An 18,508-nucleotide genomic window follows, 5' to 3' on the forward strand; every position below is an offset into this window, starting at 1 on the left:
TTGCTGCGTTTGGCAGCTTCGGGCCGCATCGGGCAGCGTTGGCCGCGTCGCGCTAGCCCGGCGGCGCCGCGGCACCGCGCGGCCGCGTCGCGTGACGGATGGAAGCGCGCGGCATGGCCTCGTGGTCGTTGGCCGCGACGCTGCCGAGCACGTCGGTCAGCATGTGGTGCAGGCGGTCGGCCAGCACCTCGGCGATCACCGGCGCGCCCAGCTCGGTCTCGCATGAGGTGGTGCGGTCGGCTAGCGCATCGCCCAGGCCGGCCGGCTGCCCGAGCGCTTCGCACAGCAGGCGCCAGTCGGGCGGCGCGATCAGCGTGCCCGAGGTCAGCAGCACGCCGGTGCGCCGGCGCAGCTGCGCGAGACCGACGATCTTGCGCGAGTCCACCACGACCTCCCACGGCGACAGGCCGCCGTAGCAGGCCCAGGTCAGCGCCGCATCGGTCCGGTGGCTGCGCGCCTGCTCGGGCGGCAGCGCGAACGCCGCGATGCCCATGTCGCGCAGCAGGCCCGCGTGCAGCACGCCGAGCCACCGGTAGCTGCCGATCGGTCCGCTCGACAGCAGCGCGTGGTCGGGCGGGAGCACGATCGAGGCCGACAGCATCCACGGCCCGGTCAGCACCGCGCCGCCGCCGGAGCCGCGCACGACCGCGCGGTCCGCCAGCGCGGTGCGCTCGTGCAGTGCCCGCTGCGAGCAGCCGAACACCACGCCGGGCGCGCGATAGGTCCACAGGCGCAGGCGCGGCTCGGTGACCGGCTCGGCCAGCTGCCGCGCGTTCCACGCCTGCTCGGCGTGCGGCGTCGCGGTGACGAGGGTCGGGGCGAGTGCGGCCATCACAGGTCTTCCGCGGATTCGAGGCGCCGCTTCAGGTCGCCGAGGAAGGCCGCGGCCGGGTAGCCGTCGACGGCACGATGGTCGAACACCAGATGCAGGCCCATCATCGGCGCGATGCTGATCCAGTCGTCCTTGACCACGGCGCGGCGGATCACGCGCGTGACGCCGAGAATCGCCGCCTGCGGCGCGTGCAGGATCGGCGTGAAGCGCTCGACCTCGGTCATGCCCAGGTTGCTGATGGTGAAGGTGCCGCGCTGGTAGGCGCCGGCGCTCAGCGTGCCGTTGCGCGCGCCCTCGGCCAGCGTGCGCGCCTCGCGGGCGATCTCCTCGACCGGCTTGCGATCGACCTCGCGCAGCACCGGCACCACCAGACCGTCGTCGAGACTGACCGCCAGCCCGATATTGACGTCGGGCATCAGCTCGATCTCCTTGTCGGTGACGCGCGCGTTCAGCCTGGGATGCGCGCGCAGCGTCAGCGCGGCGGCACGCAGCACATAGGCGGTCAGCGTGACCTTGACGCTGTCGCCCAGCTCCGCCTGCAGCGTGGCGCGCTTCGCTTCGACCGCACTGACGTCGGCCTCGAGCGAATGCGCGACCCGGGGAATCTGCCAGCCGGCCGTCATGCCGCGCGCGATCGCGCCGCGCATGCCGGTCAGGGGAATGGTCTGCCGCGTGGGCCCGTCCCCGAGCGGGGGCGCGGCGGCGCCGTTGTCAGCCGCCAGCGTCAGTGAGGCTTCGGCCATGGTCTACTCCTCGATGCGCGCCAGCACGGCGCCGCGCGCGAAGGTGTCCTGCGACTGCACCAGGATCTCGGCGATGCGGCCGGGCACCGGCGCGACGATCTCGTGCGTGGTCTTCACCAGCTCGGCCACCACCAGCGTCTGACCCTCGGCGACGCTGTCGCCGACATTGACCTGCCAGTCCTGCAACAGGGCCTCGGTGCCTTCCTCGACATCGGCCCACACGTCGTCTGCCATCGTTACGTCGGTCATGCTGCTTCTCGCTTCAGTTCTTGGGTGGGTTGCATCAGCGCGCGGACGCTGGCGGCGATCGTGTCCACTTGCGGGATCACGAAGTTCTCGAGGGGACGGCTGAACGGGATCGGCACGTCGGGCACGGCGAGGCGCCGCACCGGCGCCTTCATCGACAGGGTGTCGAGATGCTCGGCCACGATCGCGGCGATCTCGCCGGACAGGCCGTAGCTCAGATAATCCTCGTCGGCGATCAGCAGGCGGCCGGTCTTGGCCACCGACTCGAGCACGGCCTGTTTGTCCAGCGGCACCAGCGTGCGCAGGTCGATGACCTCGGCGTCGATGCCTTCCTGCGCCAGCTGCTCGGCGGCCAGCACGGACTTCTGCACCATCTGGCTCAGCGTGACGATGGTCACGTCGCGGCCCTCGCGCACCACGCGCGCCTTGCCGAACGGTATCGTGTAGGCCTCGGTGGGGACGGCCGTGGTGCTGCCTTCGAAGTACGACATCCACGACAGGCCCATGATGCCCTTGTGGTAGCAGAACACCACCGGGTTGTCGTCGCGGATCGCCTCGATCATCAGGCCCTTGGCGTCGTAGGCGTTCGACGGCACCACCACCTTCATGCCAGGCATATGGGCGAAGGTGCTGTACAGGCATTGCGAGTGCTGGGCCGCGTCGTTGTAGCCGCCGCCGATGCCGGTCATCACTACGGCCGGCAGCTTGACGCGGCCGCCGGACATGTAGGTGTTCTTGGCCAGATGGTTGTAGATCTGGTCGAAGCAGACGCCGAAGAAGTCGACGAACATCAGCTCGGCGATCGGCCGCAGCCCTTCGGCCGCGGCGCCGATCGCGGCGCCCATGAAGGCGGTCTCCGAGATCGGCGTGTCCATGATGCGCTCGGGACCGAAGCGGTCCAGCAGGCCGGTGGTGGCGCTGAAAATGCCGCCGTACTTGCCGATGTCCTCGCCCATCACGAAGACGCTCGGGTCGCGCTCCATCTCCTGGCCGATGGCCTCGGCGATGGCCTGCGCCATGGTCAGCTTGCGCGCGGCCTGGGCCGGCTCTGCCGAGAGTTGGGTGTCGTTGGGTTGCATCTGGTTGTCTCCTGTTCCTGTCATGGCGGGCAGCGTGCGGTGCCTGGTGCGATCACGCGAACACGTGCTGCAGCGCTTCCTCGGGGGCGGGGTAGGGGCTTTCGCGGCCGAACGCATAGGCGGCGTCGACCCGTTCGACGATCTGCCGGCGCAGCGCGGCATCGGCCTCGTCGTCGAGCAGGCCCTGTTCGCGCAGCTGCTTGCCGAGCCGGTCGATCGGATCATTGCGGCGCAGCGTCTGCGCTTCGTTCTTCGGCCGGTAGGTTTCCGGATCGCCCTGGAAGTGGCCCAGGTAGCGGTCGGTCTTGACCTCGATCAGCGTGGGCCCTTCGCCGCGCCGCGCCCGCGCGACCGCGACGCCGGCCGCGCGGAACACGGCAACCGCATCGTTGGTGTCCACCAGTACGCCGGGTATCCCGTAGCCGGCGGCGCGGACCGCATTGCTGTCGACCGACGTCGAAGCCGACTTCTCGACCGAGATGCCATATTTGTTGTCCTCGCAGACGAACAGCACCGGCAGCTTCCACAGCGCCGCCAGATTCAGCGCCTCATGGAAGGCGCCCTGGTTGGCCGCCCCTTCGCCGAAGAAGGCGATGGCAACCCAGTCCTTGCCGAGCTTGCGCGCGGCCAGCGCGGCGCCGCAGGCCTGCGGCGCGCCGGCGCCGACGATGCCGCTGCACGAGAACTTGGTTTCGGGGTGGAACAAATGCATGTGGCCGCCCTTGCCGCGGCCCAGGCCGGTGACCTTGCCAAACATCTCGGCGGTCATTTCATTCAGCGGCACGCCCTTGGCGATCGCGAAGTGGTGCGGGCGGTGGGCGCCGACCACGGTGTCCTCGGTGCGCAGATGCGCGCAGACGCCGACCGCCACCGGTTCCTGGCCCGCGGCCAGATGCATTTCGCCGGGCACCGGGCCGGCACCGATATCGAAGGCCAGACCCTTCTGGATCTTCGGCGGCAGCTTCCCTTCGAGATACACCTTCGCCATCGTCTCCTCGTAATGGCGAATCTCGACCATCTTTTCGTACATCCACAGCAACTGGTCCGTGGTCGGTTCCATCGTCGTGTCTCCTGTTTCTTTCGCTTGGCGAGGCGCCCGTGTCCGCGTGGGGAAGCGCGAGTGCGGCGGGCGCCGCGGCTGCCATGTCATTGCAAGCGCGATGCCAGTGCGGGAAAGCGGGGGGGGATGGCGGGGGGACCGACCGAGCGGGGTCGGAGGCCGCAAAGCCTTGCGTGGCGCGGCTTCGCGGCGGATCGGGGGAGGGTGGATCAGGGGCGGTGCGGCGCGCGCGGCGGCGATGCGGCGGCGCCCGGCGCGTCGCGACGCCGTCGCGGCATGCGACAGGTGTCGCGTCCGGAATGCGACAGGTGTCGCAGGGAGACCGGCGGCGGGAGGGGGCGGAGGTAGGCGGAGGTCTAGCTCTGCAGCGCGCGTATCGCCGTGCGCAGCGGCATTGCGATGTCGGCGGCGCGCGACTCGACCCGGTGGATCGGGCCGGCCACCGACACGCCGTAGACCACCCCGGCCAGCGTCAGCGGCACCGCGACGGCGCCGAGGTCGGCCAGCGACTCGCCGAAGTTCTGCGCCCAGCCGCGTTCGCGCGAGATGTCGAGCTCGGCCTCCAGCGCTGCGCGCGAGGCCAGCGTGCGGGCCGTCAGCGGCGCGAACGAGGCGCGCGCGAGCAGCGCGTCGCGGTCGGCGGCGGGCAGCGCGGACAGGATCGCGCGTCCGATCGAGTTGGTATGGGCCTGCCGCAGTTCGCCGGCGGTGGCGATGTAGCGCACCGGATTGCTCGACTCGACCACGTCGAGATAGACCACGCGGCCGTCGTCCTGCAGCTTGCCGAAGATTACGGTCTCGCCGGTCTCGTCGCGCAGCGATTCGAGCACCGGCTGCACCCGCTCCAGCAGCGGGTCGTTGGCGGCGATGCGTTGCGCGATCGCGAGCAGGCGGCCGGTCGGGTAATAGCCCTGGCGCCGTCCGGTCTCGTACAGATAGCCGAGCGCCGCCAGCGTGCGGATCAGGCCCAGGCAGCTCGACATCGGCGCGCCCAGCAGCCTGGCCAGTTCGGTCAGCGTCAGCGAGCGCCCTTCGCGCGCGTAGATCTCCATGATCTCGACCACGCGCAGCGCGGTCTTGACGTTCGAACTCGCGGCTTTGTCGGCGGGTTCCACGGCGGTCATCTGCTTGTTCCTGTCGGCCTGTTGATCGGGGGCATGCTGCGCAAGGCCGACAGTGTAAGGCCTTGGCGGCCGCCGCCGCGGCTTGCGCCGACGCTAGGCGGGATCGTTGGCCGCGTCCGTGGCGGCATCCGCGGCGGCATCCATCCCGCGCCTGGGCAGCGGCTCGGGCCAATGCCGGATATTGCCCGGCGTGCGCGAGAAGCGGGTCGGAATGCCGACCGCACGCAGCTGCCCCTCGCTCGGATGCGCGTATTCGAACACCATGCCGGTCGCGCGCAGGTGGGGGTCGTCGAGCACGCTGTCGAAGCGCGGCACCTCGCTGTGCGGAATGTCGGCGTCGCGCAGCAGGTCCAGCCATTGCGCGGTGGTCCTGGTGCGCACGATGTCCGCCAGCGTCGCGTACAGCGAATCGATATGCGCGCTGCGGCCGGCGGGATTGGCGTAGCGCGGATCGGCGGCAAGCTCCGGCCGCCCGGCGACCGCGAAGAAGCGGGCCCACTGAGCGCTGGTGTACGGCAGCAGTGCCAGATAGCCGTCGGCGGTCTGGTAGGGCTTGCGGTGGAGCGACATCACGCGCCCGTAGCCCGCGTCGCCCAGCGGCGGCACGAAGGTGCGGCCGGCCAGCTGTTCGACCGCGAGGAAGGACACCAGCGTCTCGAACATCGGCACCTCGATCGCCTGGCCCTGCCCGGAGCGCTCGCGTTCATAGAGCGCCATCGGAATCGCGTAGGCGACGGTCAGTCCGGCGACCTTGTCGGCCAGGATCGTGTTGACGTAGCGCGGGCCCTGGTCGCCGTTGGCGCCCTGGAACTGCGCCAGGCCGCTGCGCGCCTGGATGATGTCGTCGAACGCCGGCTGCCCCGCATACGGACCATCCTCGGCATAGCCGTAGGCGCCGCAATAGATCAGGCGCGGGTGGTCTTCGCGCAGCGACGCGTAGTCCAGCCCCAGCTTGCGCAGCGAGGCGGGACGGACGTTGGAGACGAACACGTCCGCGTCGGCGAGCAGGCGCTTGAGCGCGGCCAGGTCTTCCGCCCGCTTCAGGTCCAGCACGACGAAGCGCTTGTTGCGGTTCAGGTTCAGGAAGGCCGCGCCCATGTTCGGATGCCGCGCCGGCTCCGCGTGGCGGAACACGTCGCCTTCCGGGGATTCGACCTTGATGACCTGCGCGCCCATGTCGCCCAGGATCTGGGTTGCATAGGGGCCCATGCCGACCGAGGTCATGTCGACCACGCGCACGCCGGCCAGCGGACCGGTGGCGGCGGTGGCGCTGGTCTCCTCGGTGTCGGGCGTGTCCCAGGGCGAATTCGTCATGCCGTGATCCATCACGCGTTGTGCTCCGGTGTTCAGTTCGGTTCAGTACGACTTCGGCAGGCCGAGCACGCGCTCGGCGATGAAGCACTGGATCAGCTGCGGGCTGACCGGCGCAATGCGCGGGATATACGATTCGCGCAGCAGCCGCTCGACGCGGTACTCGCGCGAATAGCCCATGCCGCCGAGGGTCAGGATCGCGGTCTGGCAGGCGTTGTGGCCCGCTTCGGCCGCCAGGTATTTGGCGGTGTTGGCCTCGGCGCCGCAGGGCAGGCCGGCGTCGTAGCGCGCCGCGGCCTTCATGACCATCAGGTTGGCCGCTTCGAGCTGCATCCACGCCAGCGCCAGCGGATGCTGCACGCCCTGGTTGGCGCCGATGGGCCGGCCGAACACCACGCGGTCCTTCGCGTATTGCGTAGCGATCGCCAGCGCGGCGCGGCCAAGGCCGACCGCTTCGGCGGCGATCAGGATGCGCTCGGGATTGAGCCCGTGCAGGATGTACTCGAAGCCGCGTCCCTCCTCGCCGATCAGGTCCTCGTCCGGCACGAACAGCTCGTCGATGAACAGCATGTTCGAGTCGACGGCGCCGCGGCCCATCTTGTCGATCTCGCGCACCTCGATGCGGTTGCGGTCCAGCGCGGTGTAGAACAGCGACAGGCCCTCGGTGGGCTTGCCGACCGACTCCAGCGTCCGTGTGCGCGCCAGCAGCAGCATGCGGTCGGCAACCTGCGCGGTCGAGATCCAGATCTTGCGGCCGCTGACCTGATAGCCGCCGTCGACCTTGCGCGCGAAGGTCTTCAGCCGCGTGGTATCGAGCCCCGCGTCGGGCTCGGTCACCGCGAAGCATGCCTTCTCGCGGCCTGCGATCAGCGGCGGCAGGAAGCGGGACTGCTGCTCCGGCGAGCCGAACACCACCACCGGATTCAGGCCGAACACGTTCATGTGCACCGCCGAGGCGCCGCTCATGCCGGCACCCGATTCCGAGATCGCCTGCATCACCAGCGCCGCCTCCAGGATGCCGAGACCGGCGCCGCCGAGCGCTTCCGGCATCGCCACGCCGAGCCAGCCGCCCTCGCACATCGCCGCGTGGAAATCATGCGGGAAGGTGTGGTCGCGGTCGAGCCGGTCCCAATATTCCATGTCGAAGCGGGAGCAGACCGTGCGAACCGCTTCGACAATGGCGGTCTGCTGGTCCGAGAGTTCGAAATTCACGTCGATGTCCTCGTGTTGCGGCTGTTGTTCGGTGGGGGCGTGGCGGCTTGGTGCCGCGCCAATGCCGCTGATGCGGCGTCAGTGTGGGCGTTGGCGCCGGGTGGATGCCGCGTGGGTGTGTGCATCGGCGCGGCATCACGGCGCGGCATCACGACGCGGCACGATCGCCGGTCATTCGGGCTGGATGCCCGCGTCCTTGACCAGCTTCGACCATTTGCGCAGCTCCGCCGTGACGAAGTTGCCCAGCTCGGCCGGCGTGCTGCCGAAGGGTTCGAAGCCGAAGGCGTAGTACTGCGCGGCGTGCTGCTTGTTGGAGACGATCGCCACCAGTTCGCGATTGAGCCGTTCGACCACCGGCGCGGGCGTACCGGCCGGCGCGAACACGCCGTTCCACGACGTGATGTCGAAGCCCTTGAGCTCGGGCACGCTCGCCAGCGGCGGCACGTCGGGCAGCAGTTCGCTGCGCTGCGCGGTGGTCACGCCGAGCGCGCGCAGCTTGCCCGCCTTGACGTTGGCGATGCCGGCGGCGAAGTCGACGAACATCAGCTGGATCTGGCCGCCGATCACGTCGGTCATTGCCGGCGGCGTGCTCTTGTAGGGGACGTGCAGCATATTGAGGCCCGCCATCCGCGCCAGCGTCGCGCCGGCGACGATGCCGGTGCTGTTGCCGCTGCCATAGGACAGGCCCGGATGCGACTTCGCGTAGGCGATGAACTCAGGCAGCGTCTTGACCGGCAGCGAGGGGCTGACGACCAGCATGAAGGGCAGGTTGCCCATGCGCGCGACCGGGGTGAAGTCCTTGACCGGGTCGTAGCGCAGCTGCTTCATCAGCGACGGGTTGGCCGAGTGCGTGGTGTTGGTCGTCATGAACAGCGTGTAGCCGTCCGGCGCCGCCTTGGCCACGTATTCGGCGGCGATGGTGCCGTTGGCGCCCGGCTTGTTTTCGACCAGCACCGACTGGCCGAGCGACTCACCGAGATACTTGGCCGTCAGCCGGGCCACCGCATCGGTGCCGCTGCCGGCGGCGAACGGCACCACCAGCTTGATCGGCTTCGAAGGGAAGGTGTCGGCCAGCGCCGCGGGCGCGGCCACGGTCAGCGCCATCGCCAGGGCGGCCGCGGTGCCACCCAATAGTCGGCCCAAGCCCTGCCTGGTCAGCATGTTCATCGTCTGTCTCCTCGTTATGGTGGGATGGCCCGACTGGCGCGGGCTCAGGGTTGGACGCGGCTCAGTGGGGCCGCACCACGCGTTCCGGCGATTCCTCGTACGGCGGCGAGTAGATGACCAGCACCTTGACCGGTTCGTCGCTGACCACCGTGAACACATGCATCTCGTCGGCGGGGGAAGAAGCAGCAGTCGCCCGGGCCGAGCTCGCGGCGCTGCCCGCCGACTTCCGCCAGCGCGCGGCCCTCGAGCAGGTAGCAGACCTGCTCGATGCCCGGATGCGCATGCGGCAGCGCGCCCTTGCCCTTCTCGATGGTGCCGTGCACCACCTCCAGATGGCGCGCGCCGACGGTTTCGGGGCCGATCAGGCGGCGATTCAGGGTGCCGACATGGTTGGCCGGGTGATAGCCGGGGACGTCGTCGAGCGATACGAAGTAAGTGCGGCGGTCTGGCACGGGCAAGCCTCGGTATGAAGTCTCGGGAATGACTTTAAAATTCGAAATGATGAATCGCAGTTTATATCCATGAATTCGACGGTCAAGCGAATTGTGGCCGGCCGCGGGTTTACGCCTATCGCGGCCAGCGCAGGGCGAACGGGGACGCGACGCCGCACCGAGCCGTCAGGGGCGCGCCGCGTACGTGCCGAGCGGGAAGGGAGAAGGGGAGAAGCGGGAAAAGCGGGAAGGGCAGGCGGGACCTGCGTAGCGGCCGCACCTTGCCGGCGGGCCGCTACGCCTTCGTGCGGAGGCGGCCTATGCCGCCGTCGAGGGATTGCCGCCCGGGCCGGCGCCGGCGACCGTGCCCTGTTCGACCATTGCCAGCAGCATCTGCAGCTTCGGCAGTTCGACCGGCTTGACGATATGGAAGTGAAAGCCCGCCGCCTTGGTCTCGGCCCGGTCGCTCGGCTGGCCGAAGCCGGTCATCGCGGCGAACACGGTGCCGGACCAGCCCCGCATGTTCTTCAGTCCGCGCAGCAGCGCAAAGCCGTCGACCACGGGCATCGCGATATCGATCAGCGCCAGCTGCGGCACGAAGCTGCCCGCGATCTCGACCGCGCCCTCGGCGTCGTACGCGATATGGACCTCGTGCCCCATCGCCTGCAGCAGCATGCCCAGGCTGTCCGCGGAATCGCGGTTGTCGTCGACCACCATCACTCGCAGCGCGCCGGCCGGGAGCGGCACCGCCGTATCCTGCTTCTCCTCGGCGCTCCCGATGCCCAGCGGCAAGCGGATCGTGAAGGTGCTGCCCATGCCTTCGCCGGGGCTGCTCGCGCGGATCGAGCCGCCGTGCAGCTCCACCAGCGAGCGGCACAGCGACAGGCCGATGCCCAGGCCGCCGTCGTCGGACACCTTGCCGTGCTTGTGCTGCACGAACAGGTCGAAGATGGTGTCGATCTCGCTGGCGGGAATGCCGATGCCTTCGTCGCTGACGCGCAGTTCCACCGCCTGCGGCTGCAGCTCGGACTCGATCGCGATCCGGCTGCCCGTTGGCGAGAACTTCGACGCGTTCAACAGCAGGTTCTGCAGCACCTGAATCAGACGGGTCGGATCGGCGCGCATCGCGATCTGGCCGGGCACCCGCAAATCCAGCCACTGCCTGCGCCGCTCCAGCGTTGGCTTGGCGGCTTCGGCCGCCCGCGCGACGATGTCGGCCAGATCCACGCGGCTGTATTGCAGCTCGACCTTGCCGGAGGTGATGCGGCCCATGTCGAGCAGGTCGTCGACCAGCCGCGTCATATGGGACAGTTGCCGGTCCAGCACGCTCTGGCACTGGCGCAGCGTCGCGCTGTCGCGCGGCGCCCGCTGGTCGCCCGAGCCCAGCGTCTCGAGCCGCATCAGATTGACGGCGTTGCGCATCGGTGCCAGCGGATTGCGCAGTTCGTGCGACAGCGTGGCCAGGAACTCGCTCATGCGCCGGCTCGACTGTTCCAGCTCTTCCAGCCGCTTGCGCTCGGTCATGTCGCGCGTGACCTTGGCGAAGCCCTGCAGCATACCCTGCTCGTCGAACATCGCCGTGATGGTGACGTTGGCCCAGAACAGCGTGCCATCCCGGCGCACGCGCCAGCCTTCGTCCTCGAAGCGGCCATCGGCGGCGGCCCGGCGCAGCTCGTAGTCCGGCCAGCCGCGCGCCACCGCATCGGGCGGATAGAAGACCGAGAAATGCTTGCCGATGATCTCGTGCGCCGCATAGCCCTTGATCTTGGCGACGCCGCGATTCCAGCTGGTGATATTGCCGGACACGTCGAGCGTGAAGATCGCGTAGTCCTGAATGGCCTCGACCAGGGCCCGATATTTGGCTTCCAGCTGCTTCGGCGTGCCTTCCGCGTTGGCTGAAGCCTCCGTACCGTGCGCCGGTTCGGTGGGGTGTGTCATGTTGAAGCTCCGGGCGGGGGATGACGCAAAGGATACGCCAGCCCTGGCGGCGGGCCAAAAAACCGCAGGCGGCACGAGGCCGCCTGCGGTGTCTTGCGGCGCATCGGCGATGCGCCCCACACGTGCCGATACGTTCGATACATTCGATACGCAGGCCGGTTGGCGTGGAGCGTCGACGGCGCCCGCGAGCGCGGCTCAGGCCGCCCGCGCTGCCGGTGTGCGGCCTGCCGCCTCGGCGCTCTCGCGGTACAGCGTCGAGGCGCGCTGCACCAGCGTGCTCAGGCTCGGCGTCATCGGCTTGAGCTCCATCCGCTCGGCCGCGAGCGCGCAGGCCAGGTTGGCCCTGTCGCCGCGCAACGCCGCTTCGATCAGCGTCAGGTTCAGGATGTCACGCTGCGCGTGGCTGCCGCCGAAGCGATGCGCGATCAGGCGCACCGGCATCAGCAACTCGATCGCATGGTCGTAGTCGCAGGCCTCGAACGCGTACAGCGCCTCGATCACCGGCAGGCCGACCTCGCGCGTCATCGCGGCGTTGGTGCCCGTTCCCGCCGCCGCCCGCCGCATGTTCGCCATCAGCCTGGAGAAGGACGCCGGGCGGTCGTCGCCGAGATAGGCGAGGCCGGCGTGCACGTCGTTGAAGGCGTAGGTCCCCTCCGCGCCGCGCGCCTCGCAGGTATCGGCCAGTTCCGCCCAGCGCGAGCCGACGTCGATGCCGCGCAGCTGCAGCCGCCACAGCATCGCGCTGGCGTCGATCACGTCGAGCGCCACCGCGGAGCGCGCGGCGCGGATGCGCTCGTCGTACAGCGCCAGCACCTGGTCGGCATGGCCCAGCTCGAGGTGGAACAGCGCCAGATGCCACCAGTTATGGACGGCCATCATGTTGTCGGTGGCCCAGTCCGCGGTGCGCGACTGCAGCCAGCCGATGCCCTGGTCCGGCCGGCCCTGCATCTCCATCACATGCGCCACCGCATGAATCGCCCACGGATCGCGCGGATCGAGCTCCAGCGCGAAGCGCCCGCGTTCCTCGGCCTGTTCGTACAGATGGGTCTCCTCCAGGCCGAACGCATGCATGCCCAGCACATGGCTGAAGCCCGGCACGCGCGCATTCCAGTTCGGCAGCACCTGCGCGATGCGGTCGCGCAGCATGCTCGACTGGCCGAGCAGGAAGTCGGTGATATGCGCCACCTGCAGCGCCAGCGCGTCGCGCGGGTAATCGATCACGATGTCGCCATACATCTGGTTCGCGCGGGCGAACTCGCCGTCGAGCCAGGCACGGGCGGCGGCGATATGCCGGCGCTCGCGCTCGTTGGCGATGCCGTGCAGCGCCTCGGCGGCCTCGACGGTCTGGCGCAGCAGCGGCGCGACCGCGCCATCGCCGGCGGTGATCAGCATCCCCGCGCGTAGTGCATGCCCCATCATGAACTCGGGGGTCTTCTGCCAGGGTCTCGTCGATCATCGTCAGCGGATCGCCGTAGTAGCCCTGCAACAGTTCGAGGGCGGATTCGAAACGCTCCATCGAACGGCTATTGCCCGACGAAACCTGCAGGTGCCGGGAATCGGTGTGTGCCATGGAAGTCATCCTTGTTTCTAATGCGCAATCCAGCAGCCCGGTGGTCTTGTCGCTGTCTGCGCCGCATCATGCGGCCGGCGGGCGTCGCGGCTGGCCTCGCCGTTGGAGAGTCTTGGAGGCGGGGCAGTAGCGAGGTTAGGGGGGCCGGCGTGATATGGCCGTGCGCGCCGGCGTGAAAGAAGCGTGAAAGTTCTGGGGCAACAGTACCGCGCTGCGTCAATCCGTGGCCTATAAAAGAGCTTTCCAGGCCAGCTTCGCAAGCCGATGCCGCCGCGCCTGCCTCAGACATCGGCCACGGCAAGGACACCAAGCGATGGCGGCGGTCCGTCTCGATCTGTTCGGCGGCTTCACGCTGAGTTCGCCGGACGGCACTCCCATCCCCCTATCCGCGCGCAAGGCGCGCGCGGTGCTGGCCTATCTCGCGCTGACCCACGGCCGGCCGCAGCCGCGCGACAAGCTGGCCGCGCTGCTCTGGCCCGACAGCCATGCCGAACAGGCACGCACCAGCCTGCGCCAGGCACTCAGCGCGGTGCGCCGCGCCGTGGAGGGATATCCCGTGGTGCTGGCCGATGCCGACCGCGTGGCGCTGTGCGGCGTCGCGGTCGACGTGGTGGCCTTCGAGGACCATCTGCGCGCCGCCACCCCTGACGCGCTGGAAGCCGCGGTCGCGCTGTATCGCGGCGATCTGCTCGAGGGATTCGATGCCGCCGCGCCAACTTTCGACCATTGGCTCGCGGTCGAGCGCGAACGGCTGCGCGGCCTGGCGTTGCAGGCGCTGGCGCGGCTGATGGATCGGCACGAGCAGGCGGGCGAGCTCGATCGTGCGATCGCCTGCGCCACGCGCCTGCTGACGCTCGATGCCCTGCAGGAGTCCGTGCACCGGGCACTGATGCGCCTGTACGATCGCCAGGGGCGGCAGGCGCTGGCGCTCAAGCAGTACCGCCTGTGCCGGATCGCGCTGCAACGCGAGCTGGGGGTGTCGCCCGAGGCGGAAACCGAGGCCCTGCATCAGCAGATCCTGCGCGCGCGGCGGCAGGCGTCGCCGGTGCCGGCGGCAACGGTGGCGATGGCGGCCGCGCCGGTGGTGGGGAGCGCCGCGCCGGTGATGGCGAACGCGCCGGTCGACGCCGGCCCCGCCACCGCACCGATCGCCGGTGCCGGCCCTGCCGCCGCGGCGGTCACGCCCAGCACACCGGAGCCGCGCCATGCCGTCGTCGTAGTCGCCAGCGTTGACGATATCGGCGCCCATGCCGCCGGGCTCGACGCCGAGCAGATCCATGGCTTGCTGATGCGCTGGCGCGAGCGCGCCCGCGCGCTGGCCGCTGCCTGCGGTGGTGCCGTCACCGACGAGATCGGCGCGCGGCTGACCGTCGTGTTCGGCGTGCCGGTGGCCCACGGCAACGATGCCGAACGCGCGATGCATGTCGCCGTCGGTCTGCACGACGGCGTGCGGCGCCTGTGCCCCGAGTGCGCGACGCCGCCGGCCGTGCGGGTGGGCGTCGCCAGCGGACAGGTGCTGTTCGCCGCCGCGTCGGCCGCGGGCGGCGCGATGACGCTGACCGGCCCGCCCGTCAACGTCGCCGCGCGCGTGATGGAGCACGCCCAGGCCGGCGAGACCGTGGTGTCGAATCGCGTGTTCCTCGCCTTGCCGGGGCGCCTCGAGGTCGAGCATCTGACCGATGTGTCGATGCCGGGCATCCCCGAGCCGATTCCGTTATGGCGCGTGCGCCGGTTCCTCGATCCCGCCGAGACCGCGCCCCCAGCACGCCTTCGTCGGGCGGCAGGCGGAACTGGTGCAACTGGCCGGCGTCGCCGGCGATTGCCTGCGCTCCGGACAGGGCCGCGTGGTGGTGATCCGCGGCGAGGCCGGCATCGGCAAGAGCCGGCTCGCCGAGCGCTTCGTCGCGCTGGCGCGCGAACACGGCATGGAAGCGCTGCGCGCGCTGGTGCTCGATTTCGGCGTCAGTACGTCGGGCGATCCGCTGCGCGTGCTGGTGCGCGGGCTGTTCGGCATCGATGCGTGCGCCAGTACCGAGGCGCGTGCGGCGGTCATTGCAGGATCGGTCGCCAGCGGCCGCATCGACGATGACGACGTGCCGTTCGCCTTCGATCTGCTCGACGTACCGCAGCCCGAGGCGCAGGCCGCGGCGCTGGCGGCGATGGATGCCGGCGCGCGGCAGCGCGGCGTGCAGCGCTTCCTGCTGGCGCAGGTCGCGCGCCGCAGCACGTTCAAGCCGCTGCTGATCGTCGTCGAGGACGCGCACTGGGCCGAGCGCGCGCTGCTCGATTGCCTGGCCCGGCTGGCTGCCGCCACGCGCACCTGCCGGCTGGTGCTGGCGATGACGGTGCGGCCCGAGCAGGATCCGCTCGACAGCGCGTGGCGTGGGGCCGCGGGCAGCGCGTCGTTGACCACGATCGACCTGGGGCCGCTGAACGACGCGGAGGCGCGCGAACTGGCGACACGCTATCGCCATGTCGACGAGCAGCTGGCCGATTCCTGCATCCGCCGCGCCGAAGGCAATCCGCTCTTTCTCGATCAGCTGCTGCGCAATGCGGCCCCCGGCACGGACGCCGAGGCGCTGCCCGGCACGCTGCAGAGCATCGTGCTGGCGCGCATGGACCGCTTGCCCGAGTCGCATCGCCAGGCGCTGCAGGCCGCCGCGGTGCTCGGTCAGCGCTTCTCCCCGGCGGCCTTGCGCCATCTGCTGGGCACGGCCGACGATCCCTGCGATGCGCTGGCGCGCCAGGCGATGCTGCGGCCCGAGGGGGGAAGACTACCTGTTCATGCACGCGCTGATCCATCAAGCCGTTTACGCGTCGCTGCTCAAATCGCGCCGGCTGGCGTTGCATCGCCGCGCGGCCGACTGGTATCGGAGCCGCGATCTGACGCTGCATGCCGAGCATCTCGACGCCGCCAGCGATGCCGAGGCCGCGGCGGCCTACGAAGCGGCGGCGCGGCACGAAGCCGGCCACTTTCGCAACGAGCGTGCGCTGCGCCTGGTCGAACGCGCGCTGGAGATTGTCGGCGATGGCGCGACCAGGCAGTCGCTGGCCTGCCTGCGCGGGGAACTGACGCTCAATCTCGGCCAGCCCGCCGAAGCGTTGAAGGCGTTCGAGCACGCGGTGGCGCTGGCCGACGACCATAGCCAGCGCGCCCATGCGTGGTTCGGCGTGGCCTCGGCGCTGCGGCTGCTGGACCGCTACGAGCGCGCGTTGATCGCCCTGCAACACGCACAGCGCGGCGCCGCGGCGACCGGCGATGCCGACATGCTGGCGCAGATCGAATCGCTGCGTGGCAACGTTCATTTCCCGATGGGGGACCTCGACGCCTGCCTGACCGCGCACCAGCGCGCGCTGCAGCATGCCGGCGCGGCGGGCTCCGCGCTGGGCGAGGCACGCGCGCTCGGCGGCCTGGGCGATGCCTATTACCAGCAGGGCCGCATGGTCACCGCCCGCGCGCATTTCGTCCGCTGCGTCGAGCTGGCCCGCGCGCGCGGCTTCGTGCGGATCGAAGGGGCGAACTTGCCCATGGTCGGCGCGGTGGACATCCTGTGCAATGCCTTGTCGTCCGCGCTGGCGCGTTGCGAAGAGGCGCTGCGCATCGCCCGCCGGATCGGCGATGCGCGCATCGAACTGCTGGCCTACGACGTGATGGCGTCCACCGAGCAGCAGACCGGCGAATGGGCGAAGTCGCAGGCGCATGCCGAGCGGGCGTTGGTGCTGGCCCGGCGCCTCGGCGCGCGCCGCTTCGAAGCGGAACTGGCCGGGCGGCGGGCGCTGGCCATCGGCAACCAGGGCCATCCGGAAGCCGCGGAGCAGCTGCTGGACGAAGCGCTGGCGCTCAGCCGCGACACCGGCATGCGCTACTCCGGCCCGATGATCCTGGGGTTCCTGGCCCGCACCTCGCGCGATCCGGACAAGCAGCGCCGCGCGTTGGCGCAGGGCGAGGCGATCCTGGCGCAAAGCTGCGTCAGCCATTGCCACCTCGATCTCTACGAAGCCGCGATCGACGTCTCGCTGCGCAACGGCCGCTGGGACGATGCCGACCGCTATGCGGACGCGCTGCAGGCCTACACGCGGCCGGAGCCGTTTCCGTGGGCGCAGTTCCAGATCCGCCGTGCCCGGGTGCTGGCGGCGCTGGGCCGCAGCCAGCGGGGCGCCAGCCAGACCGGGCTGCGGGCCGAGCTGATGGCGCTGCGCAAGGAGGCCCTCGGCGCGGGCATGCTCGCGGCCATCGCGGGAATTGAAGAGGTGCTGCGGCGGGTCGGCATCTCTCACTGACCCCTGCGGCGCGGTCAGGTCGGCCTATTTGGCCATGTACCGCGACTGAAACAAAAACCCGACAACAATTTCCAATAGCGCCACCGCATTGCCAGCCAGCACTATCTGACGAGCGTCGGCGGTACGCCGCCGAGGCACCACCCCCCGCCAGGTCTGGCGGTACCCACCCCACTTCGTCAGGAGCAATCATGGCTGGCACTCACACTGTCGCTTCGTCCGCCATTGTCGACTCGCGCCCACCGCCCCATTCGGGCGCCCAGGCGCCACGCGATCATGGCACGATGGCCGTGCAAGCAGGCGGGAGCTCGGCTCGCATCCAGTATGTCCGTGCCGCGGACGGGCCACCGGTCCCCCCGGTCCCCCGGGTCTACCCGGCACGCGACGGGCAGGCCGGTCCCTGGGACAAGGTCCTGTCGTTCTTCGGTATCCGAAAGCCCGCTCCCAATCATGATCGGCCGCACAGCACCGACGGCCGGGCAGGTTCAGACAAGCCGCCGGGCGAGAGCCGAGTCGAAACGACGGCGGTCAAATCGGCCACTCCCCCGGCCAAAGCGGAATCCGCGACACCGTTTCCGATTCTGAAGCTTCCGTTCGAGTTGCTTTGTGAGGTGATGGCGCGCGTGCCCGCGGGCGATCGTCATTTCTTCCGCGGCGACGCACCGCTCGGGACGACATGCAAAGCGTTCCACAACGCCATCAACGCGGTATCGGCGATGCCGCAGCATCGCGACAGCGATGTCATCGCGCGGCGCGTCGCGGGAATGAAATGGTCGAATCAGGTTGTGCCAATGGTGGATGCATTGGTCAATGCGAAGCCATCGACCCGCGAATGGGCGCTGCCAGCGGTCATTCGCATGACCTGCGAGATGTCGGTCGCGGGAAGGCGAGACATGGTGACGATGGCGCTCAATCGGGCGAAGCAGCACTCGGCGCAGTGGGAGCTCGAGCTGATGCGGCACCTTGCCCGCTGGTTGCCGGATACGGATAGTGAGTTGTTGACTCTGTTGGCCGATCGCGCACTACGGCACGATCCGAAGGACGACGATGAACGTCTGTCCAAGGCACGGGTTCTTGCACAACTCGCACAGCGGATCAGCCCGAACGATCTGCCTGGCACCGTCCGACGGTGGGAGTCGATATACAAGGCGGTCTCGGCCCATCCTTACCCAGAGGATGTCCTGACTGTGCGCGGCCTGAGAGCCGGATTCGATCATCTGAGCAGCGACACGTTCAACTGCAAGTTCAGCGTCGAATCCGAGGGAATGCTTCTCTGCAGGTTGATTTGGCTTTACCGCGCCGTGGACAGCGTTCATTCGAAGCAATACATGGCCGCCTGCAACGAAGACGAACTGGTGCTGCGGAAACCGCCGAAGCCATTACCTGGCACGGTAAAGCCGCCTGATCCAATGCGCGCATACAGCAGCGTCACGACTCGTCCGATTCCGAGGATCGATCGTTTGCCATCCCACATCATGTAGCCGAACAGGATCGGTGAGTCATCGATGCCATTGGCG

At 69.5% G+C, this 18,508-nt stretch carries 13 protein-coding genes and 3 pseudogenes; 4 read left to right on the plus strand and 12 right to left on the minus strand.

Features of this window, described 5'->3' with window-relative positions:
- Positions 1-52: 52 nt before the first annotated feature.
- The 12 genes and pseudogenes from OJJOAM_RS19160 to OJJOAM_RS19215 form a co-directional block, all read right to left on the minus strand.
- Positions 53-832 carry a lipoate--protein ligase family protein gene (locus tag OJJOAM_RS19160; RefSeq protein ID WP_422650749.1) on the minus strand — a complete coding sequence of 260 codons (780 nt, stop codon included), beginning with the start codon at positions 830-832 and terminating at the stop codon, positions 53-55.
- Complete coding sequence (locus tag OJJOAM_RS19165; RefSeq protein ID WP_422650750.1) at positions 832-1,575, minus strand: 2-oxo acid dehydrogenase subunit E2; 744 nt, start codon at positions 1,573-1,575, stop codon at positions 832-834. The genes OJJOAM_RS19160 and OJJOAM_RS19165 overlap by 1 nt, the downstream gene beginning before the upstream one ends.
- A 3-nt stretch (positions 1,576-1,578) precedes the next feature.
- The gene (locus OJJOAM_RS19170; RefSeq protein WP_422650751.1) at positions 1,579-1,824 is read right to left on the minus strand and encodes a lipoyl domain-containing protein; all 246 of its coding nucleotides are present in this window, start codon (positions 1,822-1,824) and stop codon (positions 1,579-1,581) included.
- Positions 1,821-2,900, minus strand: a complete 1,080-nt coding sequence (locus OJJOAM_RS19175; RefSeq protein ID WP_422650752.1) for an alpha-ketoacid dehydrogenase subunit beta — start codon at positions 2,898-2,900, stop codon at positions 1,821-1,823. The genes OJJOAM_RS19170 and OJJOAM_RS19175 overlap by 4 nt, the downstream gene beginning before the upstream one ends.
- A gap of 52 nt (positions 2,901-2,952) precedes the next feature.
- Positions 2,953-3,960: a thiamine pyrophosphate-dependent dehydrogenase E1 component subunit alpha gene (locus tag OJJOAM_RS19180; RefSeq protein WP_149318455.1), complete on the minus strand. Its 1,008-nt coding sequence runs from the start codon at positions 3,958-3,960 to the stop codon at positions 2,953-2,955.
- A gap of 356 nt (positions 3,961-4,316) precedes the next feature.
- Positions 4,317-5,084, minus strand: coding sequence for an IclR family transcriptional regulator (locus OJJOAM_RS19185; RefSeq protein WP_422650753.1), 768 nt, complete (start codon positions 5,082-5,084; stop codon positions 4,317-4,319).
- A gap of 93 nt (positions 5,085-5,177) precedes the next feature.
- Positions 5,178-6,398 carry a CaiB/BaiF CoA transferase family protein gene (locus OJJOAM_RS19190; RefSeq protein WP_422650754.1) on the minus strand — a complete coding sequence of 407 codons (1,221 nt, stop codon included), beginning with the start codon at positions 6,396-6,398 and terminating at the stop codon, positions 5,178-5,180.
- Positions 6,399-6,440: 42 nt separating this feature from the next.
- Complete coding sequence (locus OJJOAM_RS19195) at positions 6,441-7,607, minus strand: acyl-CoA dehydrogenase family protein (protein ID WP_422650755.1); 1,167 nt, start codon at positions 7,605-7,607, stop codon at positions 6,441-6,443.
- 171 nt (positions 7,608-7,778) lie between these two features.
- Positions 7,779-8,768: a Bug family tripartite tricarboxylate transporter substrate binding protein gene (locus tag OJJOAM_RS19200; RefSeq protein ID WP_422650971.1), complete on the minus strand. Its 990-nt coding sequence runs from the start codon at positions 8,766-8,768 to the stop codon at positions 7,779-7,781.
- A gap of 67 nt (positions 8,769-8,835) precedes the next feature.
- Positions 8,836-9,226 (minus strand): annotated as a pseudogene (locus OJJOAM_RS19205) (cupin domain-containing protein).
- A gap of 297 nt (positions 9,227-9,523) precedes the next feature.
- Positions 9,524-11,143, minus strand: a complete 1,620-nt coding sequence (locus OJJOAM_RS19210; protein ID WP_422650756.1) for an ATP-binding protein — start codon at positions 11,141-11,143, stop codon at positions 9,524-9,526.
- Between the two features lie 195 nt (positions 11,144-11,338).
- Complete coding sequence (locus OJJOAM_RS19215) at positions 11,339-12,559, minus strand: tetratricopeptide repeat protein (protein ID WP_422650757.1); 1,221 nt, start codon at positions 12,557-12,559, stop codon at positions 11,339-11,341.
- A gap of 467 nt (positions 12,560-13,026) precedes the next feature.
- On the opposite strand from OJJOAM_RS19215, the pseudogene OJJOAM_RS19220 reads away from it, so the two are divergent.
- From OJJOAM_RS19220 to OJJOAM_RS19235, 4 genes and pseudogenes are all read left to right on the plus strand, one after another.
- Positions 13,027-14,349: pseudogene (locus OJJOAM_RS19220) on the plus strand (BTAD domain-containing putative transcriptional regulator); the annotation flags it as partial.
- A gap of 43 nt (positions 14,350-14,392) precedes the next feature.
- Positions 14,393-14,971: pseudogene (locus tag OJJOAM_RS19225) on the plus strand (AAA family ATPase); the annotation flags it as partial.
- Positions 14,972-15,557: 586 nt separating this feature from the next.
- A complete protein-coding gene (locus OJJOAM_RS19230; RefSeq protein WP_422650972.1) occupies positions 15,558-16,994 on the plus strand; it encodes a tetratricopeptide repeat protein in 1,437 nt (478 codons plus the stop codon).
- Between the two features lie 281 nt (positions 16,995-17,275).
- Positions 17,276-18,472, plus strand: a complete 1,197-nt coding sequence (locus OJJOAM_RS19235; RefSeq protein ID WP_422650758.1) for an F-box protein — start codon at positions 17,276-17,278, stop codon at positions 18,470-18,472.
- The last annotated feature ends 36 nt before the right edge of the window (positions 18,473-18,508 follow it).

Source organism: Cupriavidus sp. H18C1, assembly GCF_049311595.1.
GTDB lineage: Bacteria > Pseudomonadota > Gammaproteobacteria > Burkholderiales > Burkholderiaceae > Cupriavidus > Cupriavidus cauae.